Genomic DNA, 15,603 nt, shown 5'->3' on the forward strand with positions numbered 1-15,603 from the left:
TCCTTCGCTACGGGCCGATGCTGACCATATGTTCAGGATAAAAACTCTGCACTAATCATGTGATTCAGTCAATAATTTTCGTTACGTATGACAAATAGCGTCCCGCGCGGTATCGTCCTCGGCACGCCAGTGACCTGGGTCACTACACCGACCTGTTTGTGACCGCGCTCGACGTGGTCCCGTCCCACAACGGAGCAGAAGATGTCCCCAGAATCGAAGATTCAAGTAGGCGCAGACTCGAAGATGCCGGAAGGCAGCAGTGAATCCACCCGACCGGTCCGCGCCTCCGACGACCCGGAGTACGCCGCGAACCTCAAGCGCGCGACGCTCGCCAGTTCCATCGGCAGTGCGCTCGAGTACTACGACTTCGCCCTGTACGGCCTGGCATCGGCACTGATATTCGGCCAGCTGTTCTTCCCCGCCATGGGTGCGTCGGCTGCGTTGATGGCCAGTTTCGGCACGTACGCCGTCGGCTTCCTCGCCCGGCCCGTCGGCGGCCTGTTCTTCGGCGCCCTCGGGGACCGCCTCGGACGCAAGGCCGTCCTGATGATCACGATCGCGATCATGGGCGGCGCGAGCACGCTGATCGGCGTCCTGCCGACCGGCGCGCAGGTGGGCATCTGGGCCCCGATCCTGCTGGTCGCGCTGCGACTGCTGCAGGGCTTCGGCGCGGGCGCCGAGCAGGCCGGTGCCACCACACTGATGGCGGAGTACTCGCCCACCGAGCGCCGCGGATTCTTCTCCGCACTCCCGTTCGTCGGGATCATGGTGGGCACCCTGATGGCGTCCGGGGTCTTCGCGATCCTCGGCCAGATCGATCGCGAACTCCTCCTCGCCTGGGTGTGGCGGGTGCCGTTCCTCGCGTCCGTCTTCCTCATCGCGGTCGCCGTGTTCATCCGGCTCCGCATGCAGGAGAGCCCCACGTTCGTCAAGCTGGAGAAGCAGGATCAGATCAGCGAGAGCCCGTTCCGGGAACTGATCGGCAGCTCGATGCCCAGCGTGCTCCGCGGCATCGGCCTGCGGATGGCCGAGAACGGCGGCTCGTACATCTTCCAGACCCTCGGCATCAGCTACGTGACGACGGTGGTGGGTGTCAGCAAGTCGATCGGACCGCTCGCCATCGCCTGCGGCGCCGCCATCGGCATGCTCGTCATCCCGTTCTCGGGCGCGCTGTCGGACCGCTTCGGCCGGATGCGGGTGTACCGGTTCGGTGCGGCGCTGCAGCTCGTCCTCGCGGTCCCGTCGTGGTGGCTGCTCTCGCTCGGCAACCCCCCGTATCTCGTGGTGGCGACGCTCGCGGTCAGCTACGGGATCGGCGTCAACGTGATGCTCGGCGCGCAGTGCGCGGCCCTGCCCGAACTGTTCGGAAATCGCCACCGCTACATCGGCGTCGCGGTCGCCCGGGAGACGAGCGCCATCCTCGCCGGCGGCATCGCACCCTTCGTCGGCGCACTGCTGCTGTCGCTGCTCAACAACTCGTGGGTGCCGCTCGCGATCTACGTTCTGATCCTCAGCGTCATCACGTTCGCCACCACGTTCGTGACGCCCGAAACCCGTGGCCGCGACCTCGCGCTCGCCTGGGACGCGATGGCCGATCCGGTCCACGGACCGGATGCCGTTGCCACCGAGTCGAAGGATCGGGTCGACGCATGAGGCTGGCCCGCATCGCCACCGACTCCGGACCACGGCCGGTGTGCCAGCGCGACGGTCGCTGGCACGAGGTGACGGATCCGTACGCCGACACCCTGACGTTCACCGGACCCGCACACGACCTCGACGGCGCGCGGCTGCTCGCGCCCGCCGAACCGCGGGTCCTGCTCGGGATGGCCCACAACGGCGCACCCGGAGATCGAGACCTGCCGTTGCAGGCATTCATGAAGTCGACGCGCACGGTGATCGGCCCCGAGGATCCGATCGTCGTCGACGAAGGGCTGGGGCAGGTCAACGTGGAGGGCGAGCTGGCCGTCGTCATCCGGCGCATGTGCCGCCGGCTTCGCCCCGAGGACGTCCCATCCGCAATCCTCGGATACACGATCGGCAACGACGTCACCGCCGTCGAGCAGATAGCGCTGGACGACAAGCTCACCCAGGCGAAGCACGGCGACGGCTTCACCCCGCTGGGACCGTGGATCGAGACAGATCTCGGCTCCGAGGACGTTCCGATCACCGTGCGCGTCAACGACGCGACCGTGGCGGAGGCGTCCACGCGGCAGCTCGCCTGGAACGTGTCCGAGCAACTGGTCCATCTCACCCGGTATCTGACCCTCGGTCCGGGAGACGTGGTGCTCACGGGTTGCCCGTTCACGTTCAGCCCGGTCAAACCGGGCGACCGCGCCGAGATCTCGCTCGGCGGAATCGGCACGCTCGGCAACCCGGTGCGTGCGCTGTGAATCTCCTCGATCTGTCCGGGCGCATCGCCCTGGTCACCAGTTCGAGCCGGGGAATCGGCTACGCACTCGCGCGGGGCCTGGCCGAGGCGGGCGCCACGATCGTCCTCAAACGGGGTGTCGGCCGAACTCCTCGCACAGGCACGTGAGCGGCTCCGCGAGGAGTTCGGCGAGACCCGTGTCCACGCGTACGCGTTCGACGTCACGGATCCCGAGCGGGTGACCGACGCCGTCGAGCGGATCGAGTCGGAGGTCGGGCCGATCGAGATCCTGGTGAACAACGCTGCGCTGCAACATCGTCAGCCGCTGCTCGACGTCACCCTCGAGGACTGGAACAGGGTGCTCACGACAGACCTCACCAGCGCCTTTCTCGTCGGGCGCGCGGTCGCACGGTTCCAGATCGCCCGCGGGAGCGGGAAGATCTTGACGTCCTCTCGGCCGTGAACGACCGAGAATCCCCTCGGGACTCACGTCTCGAGGTTCCTGTTTCACCGACAGTTGCCGCCCCACACGTTAGGTGCGAGGTGGTCTCACACCGTCTCCGCAGGCTGCCACCGTCAGTCCGACGGCCAAAATATTCCTCGCCGCGTTCACATCCCGGTCGTGGACGACGCCGCATCGGCACGTCCACTCCCGCACGTCCAGCGGCATCGTCGACGCGACCTCCCCGCACACCGAGCAGGTCTTCGACGAGGGATAGAACCGGTCGATCGCCACCACCCGCCGCCCGTACCAGTCGGCCTTGTATTCGAGCATCGACCGGAACTCGGACCAACTCGCATCGGAGATCGCCCGAGACAACGACCGATTCTTGACCATGTTTCGCACACTCAGATCCTCGATGGCGATCACTTGATTTTCGCGCACCAGTCGAGTGGAGAGTCTGTGCAGATAATCACGGCGCCGATCGGCGATCCGGCCATGAATCCTCGCGACTTTCAGTCGGGCCTTGGCCCGGTTCCGGGACCCCTTCTGCTTCTTGGCCAGCTCCCGCTGCGCCTTCGCCAGCCGCTCACGGTCCGTGCGCTCGTGGCGGGGTTGGAGGATCGAGATGTAGTACTGACCACGAGCATTGCGCGACACCGTCACCTGCGACGGCACGGCCCCCTCCGGTAACGGCCTCGACCACCGGATATCCAGGGGTTCGGACTGCTTGGCCAACCGGAGCTGCCCGCCGCGGTAGGTGAAGCAGTTCGAGTAGTAGGTCGCCGAATCCTTCGAGTGGCCATTCCTCTTGAATTGCGGGTAGCGGGACTGCTTGCGCCAGGAACCTGTCGAACGCCCCCTGCAACTGCCGCAGCGCCTCCTGCAACGGCCCCTTCGACGGCTCCGACAACCACTCGGTCTCGGTGTCCCGCTTCCATCCGGTGAGCATCTTCGAGGTGTCCGCGTAGGTGACCCGCCGCCGCTCCTGCGACCAGGCACGCGAGCGCTCGGCCAACGCCCGGTTGTAGACATACCGGGTGCACCCGAACGTCCGAGCAAGCTGATCAGCCTGCACTGCAGTCGGATAGAAGCGGTACTTGAACGCCCGCTTCACCACCCTCCCCGCCATAACCCAGACACTTGCCACACTGTCCGACAAACCCAGATCGGCTATCCCGGACCCCGAGTTCGACGCGTGGCTCCGCGGCCGCGCGCCGGCAGGCCGGTGGGGCACCCCGGACGATCTCGTGGGTCCCGCGGTGTGGCTGGCGTCGGACGGATCCCGGTACGTCAACGGTCAGGTGATCTTCATCGACGGCGGGATGACGTCGGTGGTCTGAGGACTACCCGCCGACCGCGGCCGCCGGTTCGGTCTGCAGTTCACCGAAGGCGCGGCGGGTGTGCAGGACGAGTTCGCGGAGCGCGGGGCCCCCGAGTCTCTTCCAGACCAGCGCGAGCACGGCCGGGATGTCGACGTCGTCCAGTGCGATCGCCGTCAACCGCCCTCGGTAATCCGTCGCCATCGACTCGCTGAGGATCGCGATCCCCAGTCCGCGGATCGCGAGGTCGGCGACGGCGTCGGGCGCACTCGCCTGCAGGGCGATGTCGGGGCGGAGGCCGGCGGCCGCACACGCCTGGTCGAAGACCGTTCGGATCCCCGTTCCGGTCGGCATACATACGATCGCATGGTCGCCGAGTTCGGCCAGGGCGACGCGCGAACGCCCGGACAGCGGGTGCCCGGGCGGCACGGCCGCGACGAGACCCTCGCTGATGATCGGGAAGGCATCCAAACCTTCCGGCGGGGCGGTCGCGGTGCCGACGAGGGCGAGATCGATCGCACCGGCGCGGACACGTTCGACGAGGCGGTCGGAACTGTCCTCGGTCAGCGTGATCTCGATTCCCGGGTGCGCGACGTGGAACGCGGACAGCGCGTCGAACAGCGGCTTCACCGTGCAGGCGGTGACCATCCCGACGACGAGCCGGCCCCGGATCAGCTGGTTCACGTCGTCCACGGCCTGCCGCATCGCGTCGGCCGAGGCGAGTGCCGCGCGGGCGTGCCCGAGCGCCGCCTCTCCCGCGGACGTGAGCGTCGCGGTCCGGCTCGATCGGTCGATCAGCGTGGCGCCGACGTCGTGCTCGAGCTGCCGGATCTGCGCACTGATCCCCGACTGGCTGATGTGGACGCGTTCCGCGGCGCGGGTGAAGTTCGCTTCCTCGGCGACCGCGACGAAGTACTCGAGCTGCCTGAGTTCCATAAGCAGTAATTCTAGTATTCAGCAGAACTATCTGTTGGACTTCCGGTTGCGGCGACACCATTGTGGGATGTGAGAGCAGTTCACCCACGAAAGGATTTCCGTGTCCGACTACGAGAAGGCCCTGAACCCCGAAGATCTGACCCGACTGTTCGTCGAGCGCAGCAATGCCGGCGACGCGGCCGGAGTCGCCGCCCTGTACGAGGAGAACGCCGTCATGGCGTATCCGCCCGGCAGCCGGACGGTCGGCCGGGCAGCCATCCAGAAATTATGGGAGTCGGTGCTCGCGAACGCGCCGCACTTCGAACCGGAGACACCGCTCCCCACGCTGATCAGTGACGACATCGCGCTCACGTCCACCCCACCCAAGGACGGATCCGGCGCGCGGGCGCAGGTCGTCCGCAGGCAACCGGACGGAACCTGGCTCCGACTGCTCGACCAGCCGGAGTTCGTCCCGCCCACCAGCTGAGGTCACGGCCGTGCCGGCCCCTACACGGCATGAACTTCGTTGTCCACCATTGCATCTGCATTCGGATCGGTGGGACGATAGAGGTCATGCGCAGACCGCGTTGGCCGGCAGTAGCACCACCCACCACCGGAGGACACCGGGTGCACGGCCCCCTGCTCCTCACGACCGAAGACCACCTCACGCTCGAGCTGTTCGAGGTCGTGGCGTTCCCGGACGGCCTCCACCTCCGGATGGCCCTGACCGCGACGGGCAGGCCCGCGGAGCTGGCGCAGTACGAGACCCGCTCGCTGTCCGACCCCGACGATCCCTCGACACGGTGGTCCTATCTCTCGGTGCGGGCACGCGTCGACGACATCGAAGGTGAGGCCGACCCCTACCATCCGGCGGCGGCGTCGAAGCCGTGCCGGAGCGGGCCCCCCGAGTACCGCACCGAACCGAACTACTGGCTGGATGCGATACCCACGTCGGGATTCATCGCGGTCACCGCCGGCTGGCCACGGATCGGTCTCGGTTCGACGACCACCACGATCGGTCTCGAATCGAGCACGCGAACGTCGTGACCGGTCCCGGTCGGCGTCAGGTGCAGCAGTTGGGGTCGAGGACCACCCGCAGCGCGTCGAGCGCGTCCGGCTGCGCACTGTAGAAGACGTTCATGCCGCGGCGGACGGGCTGGACCATTCCCGCCTTCTTGAGCTGGCCGAGATGGTGACTGACGGTCGATTCGGACAGGCCCACGCCGGTCGCGAGGTCGCACGTGCACACCTCGCCGTCGCTCGCGGTCAGCAGGATCGACATCAGCCTGATGCGGACCGGGTCGGCCAGCGCCTTGAGGCGCAGCGCGAGGTGCAGGGCGGCCTCGTCGGTCATCGGGGCGGCCGAGACGGGCGCGCAGCAGATCGGTGCGGAGACATCTACGACCGGCAACGTCTTGGGCATGACTCCATCCTCCCCGGTTCTTGACATATGTCAAAAAGGTGGGATTCTAGGAATGAAAGTAATTCGACATATGTCACACAGGTGGAGGTTGTCATGTCCCGCGCCCAGCTCGCCCTCAATGTCGACAATCTGGAGGAAGCAGTCACGTTCTACTCGAAACTGTTCGATACACAACCGGCGAAACTGAAGCCGGGATACGCGAACTTCGCCATCGCGCAGCCACCCCTCAAGCTGGTGCTGCTGGAGAACCCCGGTGAGGGCGGCACCATCAACCACCTCGGCGTCGAGGTCGAATCGAGCGCCCGGGTGCACGAGGAGATCGCGCGGCTGACCGGGGAAGGCCTGTTCACCGACGAGGAGATCGGCACCACCTGTTGCTTCGCGACCCAGGACAAGGTGTGGGTCACCGGCCCCGCCGGCGAGAAGTGGGAGGTCTACACCGTGCTCGCCGACTCCGACACGTTCGGGTCGAGCCCCCGGCACCTCGACCCCGAGGCCGAGGGGGCCACCTGCTGCGGCACCGCCGCGGACGGGGAGAAGGCCACCGCGGGCACGTCCTGCTGCTAGCCCGGCCGACAAAGAGAAACCCCGCCAGCTGCATCACTGCAGTTGACGGGGTTTCTTTGTGCGCCCGAAGGGATTCGAACCCCTAACCTCTTGATCCGTAGTCAAGTGCTCTATCCGTTGAGCTACGGGCGCATGTTCTTCAGTTGTCTAGCTTGCACCGGCCGACTAGGCCCGGTGTGGCGGAGGCGAGAGGATTTGAACCTCCGGTCCCTCGTAAAAGGGACAACTCATTAGCAGTGAGTCCCATTCGGCCGCTCTGGCACGCCTCCCTGGGGTGGTTCCGATCCCTTCGGACCGCCGGTGCGAAAGATTACACACCTTTCCACCACAAAGGCAAAACGGCTGGTCAGAGCATACGGATGGCCGCTTTATCGCAGGTGGCTGTCGAACCAGTCGAAGATCCGCCGCTGCGCGTCGACGATGGCCTGGGCGCCCGGGTCGTCGTCCTTGCCGTCGGGCACCTGAGGCGGTTCGTCGGCCCGGTGCGCGAGCCCGGCATAACTCACGACGAGCCCTGCGACGTCGGACTTGGCGGTGGCGTCGCGCAGCAGCTCGACCTGATCGGGTGGCGTGGACGGATCGTCCTCCCCGTACAGACCGAGCCAGGGGGCCTTCAGGTCGGGGGCGGCGTGCACCAGCGCAGGCGCCTCCTCCGACAGCGGCTCGACGATCCCGCGGGCGGCGACGCTCACGGCGGCGCCGACGGGACGCGTCGTGGCGACGAGCAGGGCGGCGGTCCCGGCGTCGTCGAAACCCAGCACGCCCACACAGTCGGCGTAGATGCCCCGCGCGATCAGCCAGTCGAAGGTGGCGTCGAAGTCGGCGAACAGGGATTCGCCGAACACCTCGACATCGCTGGGCGCCGGTTCCCGGTGGAAGAGGTGCGGCGCTACCGTCACCCACCCCTCCATCGCGAGCGAGCGCATCAGATCGAGGAGAGGTTCGCTGAACGTGCGCGACTCGTGCAGGACCACGATCCCGCCCCGTGCCGGACCTTCCGGTTCCACTGCCGTGAGCGGAACACGCAATTGAGGGTTTTCCGGCGCGTCTGCGGACGTCCGCAGGGCTGCACTGTCCCTGAAGAATCCCGACATGTTCCTACCTTGGCACGAAGGGGGCGTCGGCGCAGTGGATCGGGAGGCGCATAATCGCCTGGTGACTCCGCGAACCAGGGCAGACCTCGACACGATCCCGGCCTACATCCCCGGCAAGAACTTTCCGGGCGCGATCAAGCTGGCGAGCAACGAGACCACGCTGGGTCCGTTGCCGAGTGTGCGCGACGCCATCGCGGACGCCGTCGGCAACGCCAACCGCTATCCGGACAACGGTCACGTCGCCCTGATCACGGCACTGGCCGATCACCTCGGGGTGGCCACCGAGAACATCGCCGCGGGTTGCGGTTCGGTGAGCCTGTGCCAGGAGTTGGTGCAGGCCACGTGCAACCACGGTGACGAGGTCATCTTCGCGTGGCGGTCGTTCGAGGCCTATCCCGTGGTCACGCTGGTGGCCGGGGCGACGCCCGTCAAGGTTCCGCTCACCGCCGACCACGGTCACGACCTCGACGCGATGCTGGCCGCGATCACCGACCGCACCCGGCTGATCTTCGTCTGCAACCCGAACAACCCCACCGGCAACGCGCTGACGAAGGCCGAGCTCGAGCGGTTCCTCGACGCCGTTCCCGCCGACGTCCTGGTGGCCCTCGACGAGGCCTACTTCGAGTACAACCGGTCCGACGCCGACGGCATCGACCTGTTCCGCGGACGCCCCAACGTGGTGGTGCTGCGCACGTTCTCCAAGGCCTACGGCCTCGCCGGCATCCGCGTGGGGTACGCGGTCGCCGATCCCGCGGTCGTCACCGCGCTGACCAAGGTGCACATCGCGTTCGCGGTCAACGCCGTCGCGCAGGCCGCGGCCATCGCGTCGCTGGCCGCGTCCGGAGAGCTGCTGGCACGCACGGACGGCGTCGTCGCCGAGCGCAACCGGGTGCGCGACGCCCTGCTCGCCGCCGGGTACGAGGTGCCCGAATCGGCCGCCAACTTCGTCTACCTCCCGTTGGGCACGCCCTCCGGAGCGTTCGCCGCCGCCAGCGCCGAGACCGGTGTGCTGCTGCGGCCGTACGGCGACGACGGGGTGCGGATCACGATCGGCGATCCCGAGGAGAACGACGCGTTCCTCGCCTTCGCGACGAGCACCGAGGCGCGCTCGATCGCGAACGTCGCGGTCCGGGCGTAACGCTCGAGACGTAAACGTTACCCACGGGCACAACGCCCGTGACTCCTTGTTGGCAGACTCAGTGAGGTTTTGCCGAAGGGAGCCCCCATATGCGTCGCCGCGCCGCGCTCCGCACCGCTGTGCCGGCTGCCGGACTGGCAATGGCGCTGGCGATCTCGGTGACGTCGGGGCTGTCCGCGGCGCAGGCGCAGGACGCTGCGGTTTCCGTCCGGCTCCTCGCCTTCAACGACCTCCACGGCAGCCTCGAACCGCCGCCCGGCGTCCGGAGCCAGGTGAAGCAAGCCGACGGCTCACTTGTCCCCGCCGGTGGCGCCGCCTACCTGGCCGCGTACGTCGACCAGCTGCGCGGCCAGGCGACCCATTCACTGCTGTATTCGGTGGGTGACAACTGGGGATCGTCGGCGCTCGAATCCGCGATGTTCCACGACGAACCGACCGTGCAGCTGCTCAACAGGATGGGCGTCGACGCGTCCGCGATCGGCAATCACGAACTCGACGAGGGATACACGGAGTTCCGGCGGATGCAGACCGGTGGCTGCCATCCCATCGACGGTTGCCGGTTCGGAAACACGTTCGAGGGCGCGAACTTCCCGCTCCTCGCGGCGAACATGGAATTCGACGACGGCGCGCCCGCGACCCTGCCGTTCACCGTCAACTACGTCGAGGGAATCCCGGTCGGGGTCATCGCGACCATGCCCGCCGACACCGCAACAATGGTGACCCCGGAGGGGGTGGGAGGGCTGCGCTTCACGGACGAACTCGCCGCCGTCGACCGGACCGCGGATCTCCTCGACTTCTTCGGCGTGCGGGCCATCGCGTTGCTGATGCACAAGGGAGTCGAACCCGCCGCCGACAACGGTCCCAACTCGTGCGAGGTGACGTCCGGACCCGCACGGGATCTCGCGCTGCGCGCGTCCCCGAAGGTCGACGTCATCTTCACGGCTGACAGCCACCAGCAGTACAACTGCTCGCTTCCCGACCCGATGGGGAACCCGCGCGTCATGATGCAGGGCGCGTCGCACGGCCGGATCGTCTCGGTGGTCGACGTGTCGATCGACCGCACCACCCGCGACGTCCTGCGCGACCGCGCGTCCGCGTTCAATCAGGTGGTCACCCACGACATCCCGTCGGACCCCGACATCCAGGCGCTCGCCGACGATGCCGCCGCCCGGGCCTCCGAGATCGGTGCGGCGCGCGTGGCGTCGCTGACGGGCGACCTCACCCGCGACGAGACCCGCAGCGGCGAGTCCACCCTCGGTAACGTCGTCGCCGACGCCCAGTGGGCGGCGGGTTCCGGGCACGGCGCCCAGATGGCACTCACCAACCCCGGCGGACTCCGCGAGGATCTGCTGCGCGGCGGCCCGGACGGCGCCGTCACATACGGGCAGACCTACGCCGCTCAACCCTTCGGCAACACCCTCGAGGTCCTGACGGTCACCGGCGCGACCCTGAAAACTGCGCTGGAGCAGCAGTTCCAGCCGCGCGGAGACGGCACGATCACGGAACGGATCCTCGCCCCGTCGAGTTCGCTGACGTACACCATGAACCGTTCGGCGACTGTCGGCGAACGCATCTCGGACATCCGGGTAAACGGCGACGCCGTCGTCCCCGAGGGCACCTACCGGGTGGCCGTCAACAAGTTCCTCGCCGACGGCGGCGACGGCTTCGACGCCTTCCGTGTCCGCGCCGACGCCGTGCACGCGGGCTGCGACCTCGACGCCTTCACGGCATATCTGGGGACGAATTCACCGGTGACGCCACCCAACACCGACCGGATCACCGTCGCCGGATAGGGACGCCGATCAGACGCCGAGCGCGCTCTTCAGGACGGGCCACGAGGTGCGCAGTTCGTCCTGCCAGTACGGCCACGAATGCGTGCCGACGGGGCGGTAGACGAACGTCGCCGGGATCGCGAGCTGGGTCATGCGCTGCTGGAACGTCTGCGTGCAGACGTTCGCCGCCGCCTCGAGGGGTCCGCCCACCGCGATCGTGGACGCGATGTCACCGCTGATCTCGTACGGTCCGGGGAGCCCGCTGCCCGTCGAGATGTAGATCTGCTTGCCGCGCAGGGCTTCGGCGTTCACCGAGGGGTCGTGAGCGGTCCAGGCCGGATCGGTGTCGGGACCCCACATGTTGGCCGGGTTCCCGCCCTTGAACGCCACCGTGCCCCGCACCGAGTCCCGCGAGCTGGGCTGGGAGTTGTCGAGGCATCCGCTGTAGGCGGCGAGTCCGCGGTAGAGCTGCGGATGCCTGGTGACGAGGTTGGCGGCGCCCATCGCGCCCATCGACACACCCGCGACGGCGTTGACGCCGTTGCCGCTGAAGTTCTTGTCGATGATCGGCGGGAGTTCGTTGGCCAGGAACGTCTCCCACTTGTTGACACCGAGCGTGGGGTCGGGCGCCTGCCAGTCGGTGTAGTAGCTGGCGGTGCCGCCCACCGGCAGCACCACGTTGACCTTCTTGTCGGCGAAGAACTGGACCACGTCCGTCTTCTGCGTCCAGGTGCTCTCCCGGAAGTCCGACTCGGCCCCCGCGCTGACCCCGTCGAGCAGGTACAGCGACGGCCTCGACCCGCCGCCGGCGGGATGCAGCACCTGCACCTGCACGACGCGGCCCATGGCGGGGGAATTGATGAAGACGGCACTGCGGGTGCCGGTGAGCGGGACGATCTTGTCGACGCTCGCGACGCCACCTCCCTGAGGCGCGACCGGAGCAGGTGCCGGGTCGGCCACAGCAGTGAACGCCGGCCCCATGAGGGTCAGTGACACTGCCAGACCGACGGCAGCCATTGCTTCGCGACGCATAAAGAAATCCCTCTTCCCCGGACTGTGTGGACCCCGATTGCACAGTACAAAATGCGTCCGGTCAACAAGAGCTTAGAGGTTTTGTGACAGCTGTGTGCTCCAGCGTGATCACGTTGTAGTCACCACAGTTCGCGGCCGGGGGGAGGCGCTCGACCGTTGGGTGCGCCCAACCCTGTGAGCAGGGATTTCGATCGGTTGTCCCGGCTCATCCGACCTCGGCAGGGGCACCCGTTTCACACAGCCGCACCCCTTCTCGCGCCCGGATACGGCGCGGGAGGGGTGCGGCTGTGGATGCCGGACCGTTACTTGGGCAGGGCGGACTTCAGCTGGTCGAGACCGTCGCCGCCGAGTTCGTCGAGGGCGGCGCGGCGACCCGTCATCGCCAGCACGAGCGCCAGCATCGGGCCGGAGACCTCGGGCCCCGATCCGGTGGTCCAGTCGGTGTCGGTTGCCCGCAGCGTCAGTCCCGCGACCCGGGACTTCGACCCGATCAGCAGGTTCGAGTTCTTGTAGAAGTCGGCGACGCGGACGACCGCGTCCATCGGGTACTCGTGTGCGATGCCGAGCGGTCGGCGGATGTCCTCGGCGTGGACGATCATCTCGCCCAGCATGGCGTCGATCGGGCCGGGCGGATGCGTGGAGTCACTCATGTGCGCCCGGAACTCGTCGAGCGACTCCGCCGGTGTTCCTTCCTCTTCGTGTGCGATGTCCTTGTCGAACATGGTGTTGATCCGAAATCCCGACCCGACGAGTTTTCCGACGAACTTCGGCGGCGTCATCTTCTCCGTCGCCGTCATGTGCGCGAACACGTCCCGCACAGTCCACCGCTCGCAGAGCGACGGCGTCGACCACTGTGTATCGGTCAGCGGTTCGAGGTCGTCCACCAGTGCGCGGCGTTCGTCGTGAATCGTGGGCCAGGGGCTTGACGTTGTCATTTCTCACTCCCTCGTCGCTATGAATTCTCCCACCTCACGACCGCTGCGGCGAGACCCATTGCACAACGTGTTAGTCACGACTAACGTATGGATCGTGCTCGATCAGTTGGAAGTCGCAGCTGAGCCCACCCGGAGACGCCTCATGCAACTGCTGACATCAGGTGAACAGACCGTCAACAACCTCGCCGCACACTTCCCCGCGAGCCGGTCGGCGATCTCGCAACATCTCCGGGTGCTCACCGAGGCCGGGCTGGTCACTGCTCGCAAGGACGGACGCTTCAGGTACTACCGGCTCGACCCGCAGGGACTCGCGCAACTCCGCATGTTGTTCGACTCCTTCTGGATCGACGAACTCGACCGCCTCGTCGCGGACGCCACCGACGAAGCAGCTTCCAAAGGAGACAGCTGATGCCATTCGACAAGACCGTCGTCGTCCCGCTGGACCCGGACGCCACGTTCGACCTCGTCACCCGACCGGAACGCTTGCGGCGATGGCAGACCGTCGCGGCCCGCGTCGACCTGCAGGCAGGTGGCGAGTACCGGTGGACCGTCGTTCCCGGACATTCGGCCGCGGGCACCTTCCGCGAGATCGTGCCCGGCAAGCGGGTGGTGTACACGTGGGGATGGGAAGGCGACGACGAACTCCCACCGGGAGCGTCCACCGTGACGGTGACCCTGACCCCCACCGCAGGCGGGACCGAGGTGCGACTCGTGCACGACGGGCTCACCAACGAACAGGCCGTCCGCCACGCGGAGGGCTGGAACCACTACCTCGACCGTCTCGTCGCCGCCGCGCAGAAGAGCGACGCCGGACCCGACGACTGGGCGGCCGTACCCGATCCGCTCGACGAACTGTCCAGTGCGGAGGCGACATTGGCGGTCGTGCAACGTGTCCTGCGCGACGTCACGGCCGAGGACATGTCCAAGCAGACGGCGTGCACCGAGTTCACCGTCTCGCAGCTCGCCGATCATCTCGTCGGTTCGATCACGGCCCTCGGTGGCGCGGCGGGCGCGACGTTCGACGACGACCCCGGCAAACCCGTCGAGGCCAGAATCGCCGACCTCGCCCAACCTGCACTGGAGGCGTGGCGGAGTCGCGGCCTGGACGGCACGGTGACGATCGGGCCGAACGACATCCCCGCCACTGTCGCCACCGGGATCCTCTCCATCGAATTCCTCGTTCACGCCTGGGATTTCGCGGCAGCGACCGGAGTTGAGGTGGCGGTATCCGAGCCTCTCGCCGAATACGTGCTGTCGCTGACACACAAGATCATCACGCCCGAAGGCAGGAAGGTCGTCGGATTCGACGACCCCGTACCGGCCCCGCACACCAGCGACGCGGTCACCCGGCTCATCGCCTACACCGGCCGCCACCCCGTCCCGGCGGCCTGACACCTCACACGGAAAGGTCCAGTCATGCCCACCAAGTCGGAATACGCCCAGGGAACACCGAGCTGGGTAGACCTCCAAACCAGCGATCAGGACGCGGCCAAGAAGTTCTATTCGGAACTGCTCGGCTGGGAGTACGACGACCGGCCGATGCCCGAGGGCCCCGTCTATTCGATGGCCACCGTGCGCGGCGAGAACGTGGCCGCGATTGCGCCACTACAACCCGACGCGGCCGCAGCCGGGGCGCCGGCGAATTGGAACACCTACATCGCAGTCGACGACGTCGACGAGACGGTCGCGAAGGTCCCCGGCGCAGGCGGTCAGGTTCTGATGCCGGCGTTCGACGTGGGGGAAGCCGGCCGCATGTCGTTCGTCACCGACCCCACCGGGGCGGCCGTCGGACTGTGGCAGGCGAACAAGCACATCGGCGCCACCCTCGTCGGCGACCCGGGCACATGCCTGTGGAACGAACTGAACACCGGCGACGTCGACAAGGCGCTCGCGTTTTACAACAGCGTCTTCGGGATCACCTCGTCGAAGATGCCGATGGGACCGGAGTACACCTACACGCTGTTGGAGGTCGGCGACGATCAGGTCGGTGGATGCGGTGAGCCGATGACGCCCGGCACGCCGAACCACTGGCGGGTGTACTTCGCGGTCGAGGACGTCGACGCCAGTGCTGCGAAGGTCGTCGAACTCGGCGGCACGATCGTCGAAGAAGCGATGGACATCCCCACCGTCGGCCGCATGGCCGCTGTCACCGACCCGCAGGGCGCGATCTTCAGCATCATGACGCCCGAGGAACGTCAGGATCAGTAGGCCGTGAAGATGCCCAAACCCTCCGAGGAGGACAAACAGTTCTTCCGATCGCTGATTCCCGACACCCCCGGTGTCGAGGTGAAGCCGATGTTCGGCAACCTGGGCGCGTTCGTCAACGGCAACATGTTCGCCGGGCTCCTCGGACCGAAAGTCGGGCTGAGGTTCCTCACCGAGCAGGCGAAGGACGAGCTGGCGTCGTCGGACGGCGTCGGCCCGTTCGGTCCGGGAGAAAAGCCGCTGCGCGAGTATCTCGCCCTGCCGGATCGGTGGCGTGGCACCCCCGACCGCGCCACACCGTGGGTGGAACGCGCGATCGCCGAGATCGGCGCACTGCCGCCGAAGCAGCCGAAACCCCGGAAGAGGTAGAGATACGACAACAGCCCTGAC

At 67.2% G+C, this 15,603-nt stretch carries 19 protein-coding genes, 2 tRNA genes and 1 pseudogene; 14 read left to right on the forward strand and 8 right to left on the reverse strand.

The window, feature by feature from the left end; translation table 11 throughout:
- The first annotated feature begins 201 nt into the window (after nucleotides 1–201).
- Genes ACFWAY_RS03440 through ACFWAY_RS03455 form a run of 4 tightly spaced genes read left to right on the forward strand, consistent with a single transcriptional unit; the run spans nucleotide 202 to nucleotide 2,831 of the window.
- On the forward strand, nucleotides 202–1,653 hold the full coding sequence (locus tag ACFWAY_RS03440) for an MFS transporter (RefSeq protein WP_378509813.1): 1,452 nt from the start codon (nucleotides 202–204) through the stop codon (nucleotides 1,651–1,653).
- Nucleotides 1,650–2,390, forward strand: coding sequence for a fumarylacetoacetate hydrolase family protein (locus ACFWAY_RS03445; RefSeq protein WP_378450817.1), 741 nt, complete (start codon nucleotides 1,650–1,652; stop codon nucleotides 2,388–2,390). Before ACFWAY_RS03440 ends, ACFWAY_RS03445 begins: the two co-directional genes overlap by 4 nt.
- Entirely contained in the window at nucleotides 2,387–2,536 is a 150-nt protein-coding gene (locus ACFWAY_RS03450; RefSeq protein ID WP_378509814.1) for a hypothetical protein, read from the forward strand. Before ACFWAY_RS03445 ends, ACFWAY_RS03450 begins: the two co-directional genes overlap by 4 nt.
- The gene (locus ACFWAY_RS03455; RefSeq protein WP_378509815.1) at nucleotides 2,505–2,831 is read left to right on the forward strand and encodes an SDR family NAD(P)-dependent oxidoreductase; all 327 of its coding nucleotides are present in this window, start codon (nucleotides 2,505–2,507) and stop codon (nucleotides 2,829–2,831) included. The genes ACFWAY_RS03450 and ACFWAY_RS03455 overlap by 32 nt, the downstream gene beginning before the upstream one ends.
- A 69-nt stretch (nucleotides 2,832–2,900) precedes the next feature.
- Here the strand turns inward: ACFWAY_RS03455 and ACFWAY_RS03460 are convergent.
- Nucleotides 2,901–3,942, reverse strand: a pseudogene (locus ACFWAY_RS03460) (RNA-guided endonuclease TnpB family protein).
- Here ACFWAY_RS03460 and ACFWAY_RS03465 point away from each other — a divergent pair.
- Complete coding sequence (locus tag ACFWAY_RS03465; protein ID WP_378509816.1) at nucleotides 3,911–4,153, forward strand: SDR family oxidoreductase; 243 nt, start codon at nucleotides 3,911–3,913, stop codon at nucleotides 4,151–4,153. The pseudogene ACFWAY_RS03460 and the gene ACFWAY_RS03465 sit on opposite strands and share 32 nt — an antisense overlap.
- 3 nt (nucleotides 4,154–4,156) lie before the next feature.
- Here the strand turns inward: ACFWAY_RS03465 and ACFWAY_RS03470 are convergent, their stop codons facing one another.
- A complete protein-coding gene (locus tag ACFWAY_RS03470; protein ID WP_378509817.1) occupies nucleotides 4,157–5,068 on the reverse strand; it encodes a LysR family transcriptional regulator in 912 nt (303 codons plus the stop codon).
- A 100-nt stretch (nucleotides 5,069–5,168) separates the two neighbouring features.
- Here ACFWAY_RS03470 and ACFWAY_RS03475 point away from each other — a divergent pair, with 100 nt between their 5' ends.
- Both ACFWAY_RS03475 and ACFWAY_RS03480 read left to right on the forward strand, forming a co-directional pair.
- Nucleotides 5,169–5,534, forward strand: coding sequence for a YybH family protein (locus ACFWAY_RS03475; RefSeq protein WP_378450820.1), 366 nt, complete (start codon nucleotides 5,169–5,171; stop codon nucleotides 5,532–5,534).
- A gap of 86 nt (nucleotides 5,535–5,620) precedes the next feature.
- Entirely contained in the window at nucleotides 5,621–6,094 is a 474-nt protein-coding gene (locus tag ACFWAY_RS03480; protein ID WP_378450821.1) for a hypothetical protein, read from the forward strand.
- Nucleotides 6,095–6,110: 16 nt separating this feature from the next.
- On the opposite strand, the gene ACFWAY_RS03485 is transcribed toward ACFWAY_RS03480, so the two are convergent.
- Nucleotides 6,111–6,470: an Rv2640c family ArsR-like transcriptional regulator gene (locus ACFWAY_RS03485; RefSeq protein WP_378509818.1), complete on the reverse strand. Its 360-nt coding sequence runs from the start codon at nucleotides 6,468–6,470 to the stop codon at nucleotides 6,111–6,113.
- Nucleotides 6,471–6,563: 93 nt separating this feature from the next.
- On the opposite strand from ACFWAY_RS03485, the gene ACFWAY_RS03490 reads away from it, so the two are divergent.
- The gene (locus tag ACFWAY_RS03490; protein WP_378450823.1) at nucleotides 6,564–7,037 is read left to right on the forward strand and encodes an ArsI/CadI family heavy metal resistance metalloenzyme; all 474 of its coding nucleotides are present in this window, start codon (nucleotides 6,564–6,566) and stop codon (nucleotides 7,035–7,037) included.
- A 59-nt stretch (nucleotides 7,038–7,096) separates the two neighbouring features.
- Here ACFWAY_RS03490 and ACFWAY_RS03495 read toward each other — a convergent pair.
- From ACFWAY_RS03495 to ACFWAY_RS03505, 3 genes are all read right to left on the reverse strand, one after another.
- Nucleotides 7,097–7,169: transfer RNA gene (locus tag ACFWAY_RS03495), tRNA-Arg, on the reverse strand.
- Nucleotides 7,170–7,214: 45 nt separating this feature from the next.
- Nucleotides 7,215–7,306, reverse strand: a tRNA-Ser gene (locus ACFWAY_RS03500).
- Between the two features lie 99 nt (nucleotides 7,307–7,405).
- Nucleotides 7,406–8,131, reverse strand: coding sequence for a dienelactone hydrolase family protein (locus ACFWAY_RS03505; RefSeq protein ID WP_378450824.1), 726 nt, complete (start codon nucleotides 8,129–8,131; stop codon nucleotides 7,406–7,408).
- 61 nt (nucleotides 8,132–8,192) lie between these two features.
- On the opposite strand from ACFWAY_RS03505, the gene hisC reads away from it, so the two are divergent.
- On the forward strand, nucleotides 8,193–9,269 hold the full coding sequence (gene hisC, locus ACFWAY_RS03510; RefSeq protein WP_378509819.1) for a histidinol-phosphate transaminase: 1,077 nt from the start codon (nucleotides 8,193–8,195) through the stop codon (nucleotides 9,267–9,269).
- An 89-nt stretch (nucleotides 9,270–9,358) separates the two neighbouring features.
- The gene (locus tag ACFWAY_RS03515; RefSeq protein ID WP_378509820.1) at nucleotides 9,359–11,062 is read left to right on the forward strand and encodes a bifunctional metallophosphatase/5'-nucleotidase; all 1,704 of its coding nucleotides are present in this window, start codon (nucleotides 9,359–9,361) and stop codon (nucleotides 11,060–11,062) included.
- 9 nt (nucleotides 11,063–11,071) lie between these two features.
- Here the strand turns inward: ACFWAY_RS03515 and ACFWAY_RS03520 are convergent, their stop codons facing one another.
- Nucleotides 11,072–12,073: an alpha/beta hydrolase gene (locus ACFWAY_RS03520; protein ID WP_378450827.1), complete on the reverse strand. Its 1,002-nt coding sequence runs from the start codon at nucleotides 12,071–12,073 to the stop codon at nucleotides 11,072–11,074.
- 302 nt (nucleotides 12,074–12,375) lie between these two features.
- Nucleotides 12,376–13,008, reverse strand: a complete 633-nt coding sequence (locus ACFWAY_RS03525) for a maleylpyruvate isomerase family mycothiol-dependent enzyme (protein WP_378450828.1) — start codon at nucleotides 13,006–13,008, stop codon at nucleotides 12,376–12,378.
- Nucleotides 13,009–13,102: 94 nt separating this feature from the next.
- Between ACFWAY_RS03525 and ACFWAY_RS03530 the strand changes: the two genes are divergently transcribed.
- Genes ACFWAY_RS03530 through ACFWAY_RS03545 form a run of 4 tightly spaced genes read left to right on the forward strand, consistent with a single transcriptional unit; the run spans nucleotide 13,103 to nucleotide 15,582 of the window.
- Nucleotides 13,103–13,417, forward strand: a complete 315-nt coding sequence (locus tag ACFWAY_RS03530; RefSeq protein WP_378450829.1) for an ArsR/SmtB family transcription factor — start codon at nucleotides 13,103–13,105, stop codon at nucleotides 13,415–13,417.
- Nucleotides 13,417–14,400 carry a TIGR03086 family metal-binding protein gene (locus ACFWAY_RS03535; RefSeq protein ID WP_378509821.1) on the forward strand — a complete coding sequence of 328 codons (984 nt, stop codon included), beginning with the start codon at nucleotides 13,417–13,419 and terminating at the stop codon, nucleotides 14,398–14,400. Before ACFWAY_RS03530 ends, ACFWAY_RS03535 begins: the two co-directional genes overlap by 1 nt.
- A 24-nt stretch (nucleotides 14,401–14,424) precedes the next feature.
- The gene (locus ACFWAY_RS03540; protein WP_378450831.1) at nucleotides 14,425–15,216 is read left to right on the forward strand and encodes a VOC family protein; all 792 of its coding nucleotides are present in this window, start codon (nucleotides 14,425–14,427) and stop codon (nucleotides 15,214–15,216) included.
- A 3-nt stretch (nucleotides 15,217–15,219) separates the two neighbouring features.
- Nucleotides 15,220–15,582, forward strand: coding sequence for a TfoX/Sxy family protein (locus ACFWAY_RS03545; protein ID WP_378450832.1), 363 nt, complete (start codon nucleotides 15,220–15,222; stop codon nucleotides 15,580–15,582).
- The last annotated feature ends 21 nt before the right edge of the window (nucleotides 15,583–15,603 follow it).

This window comes from Rhodococcus sp. NPDC059968 (assembly GCF_042738615.1).
In the GTDB taxonomy this organism is placed as follows: Bacteria; Actinomycetota; Actinomycetes; order Mycobacteriales; family Mycobacteriaceae; genus Rhodococcus_F.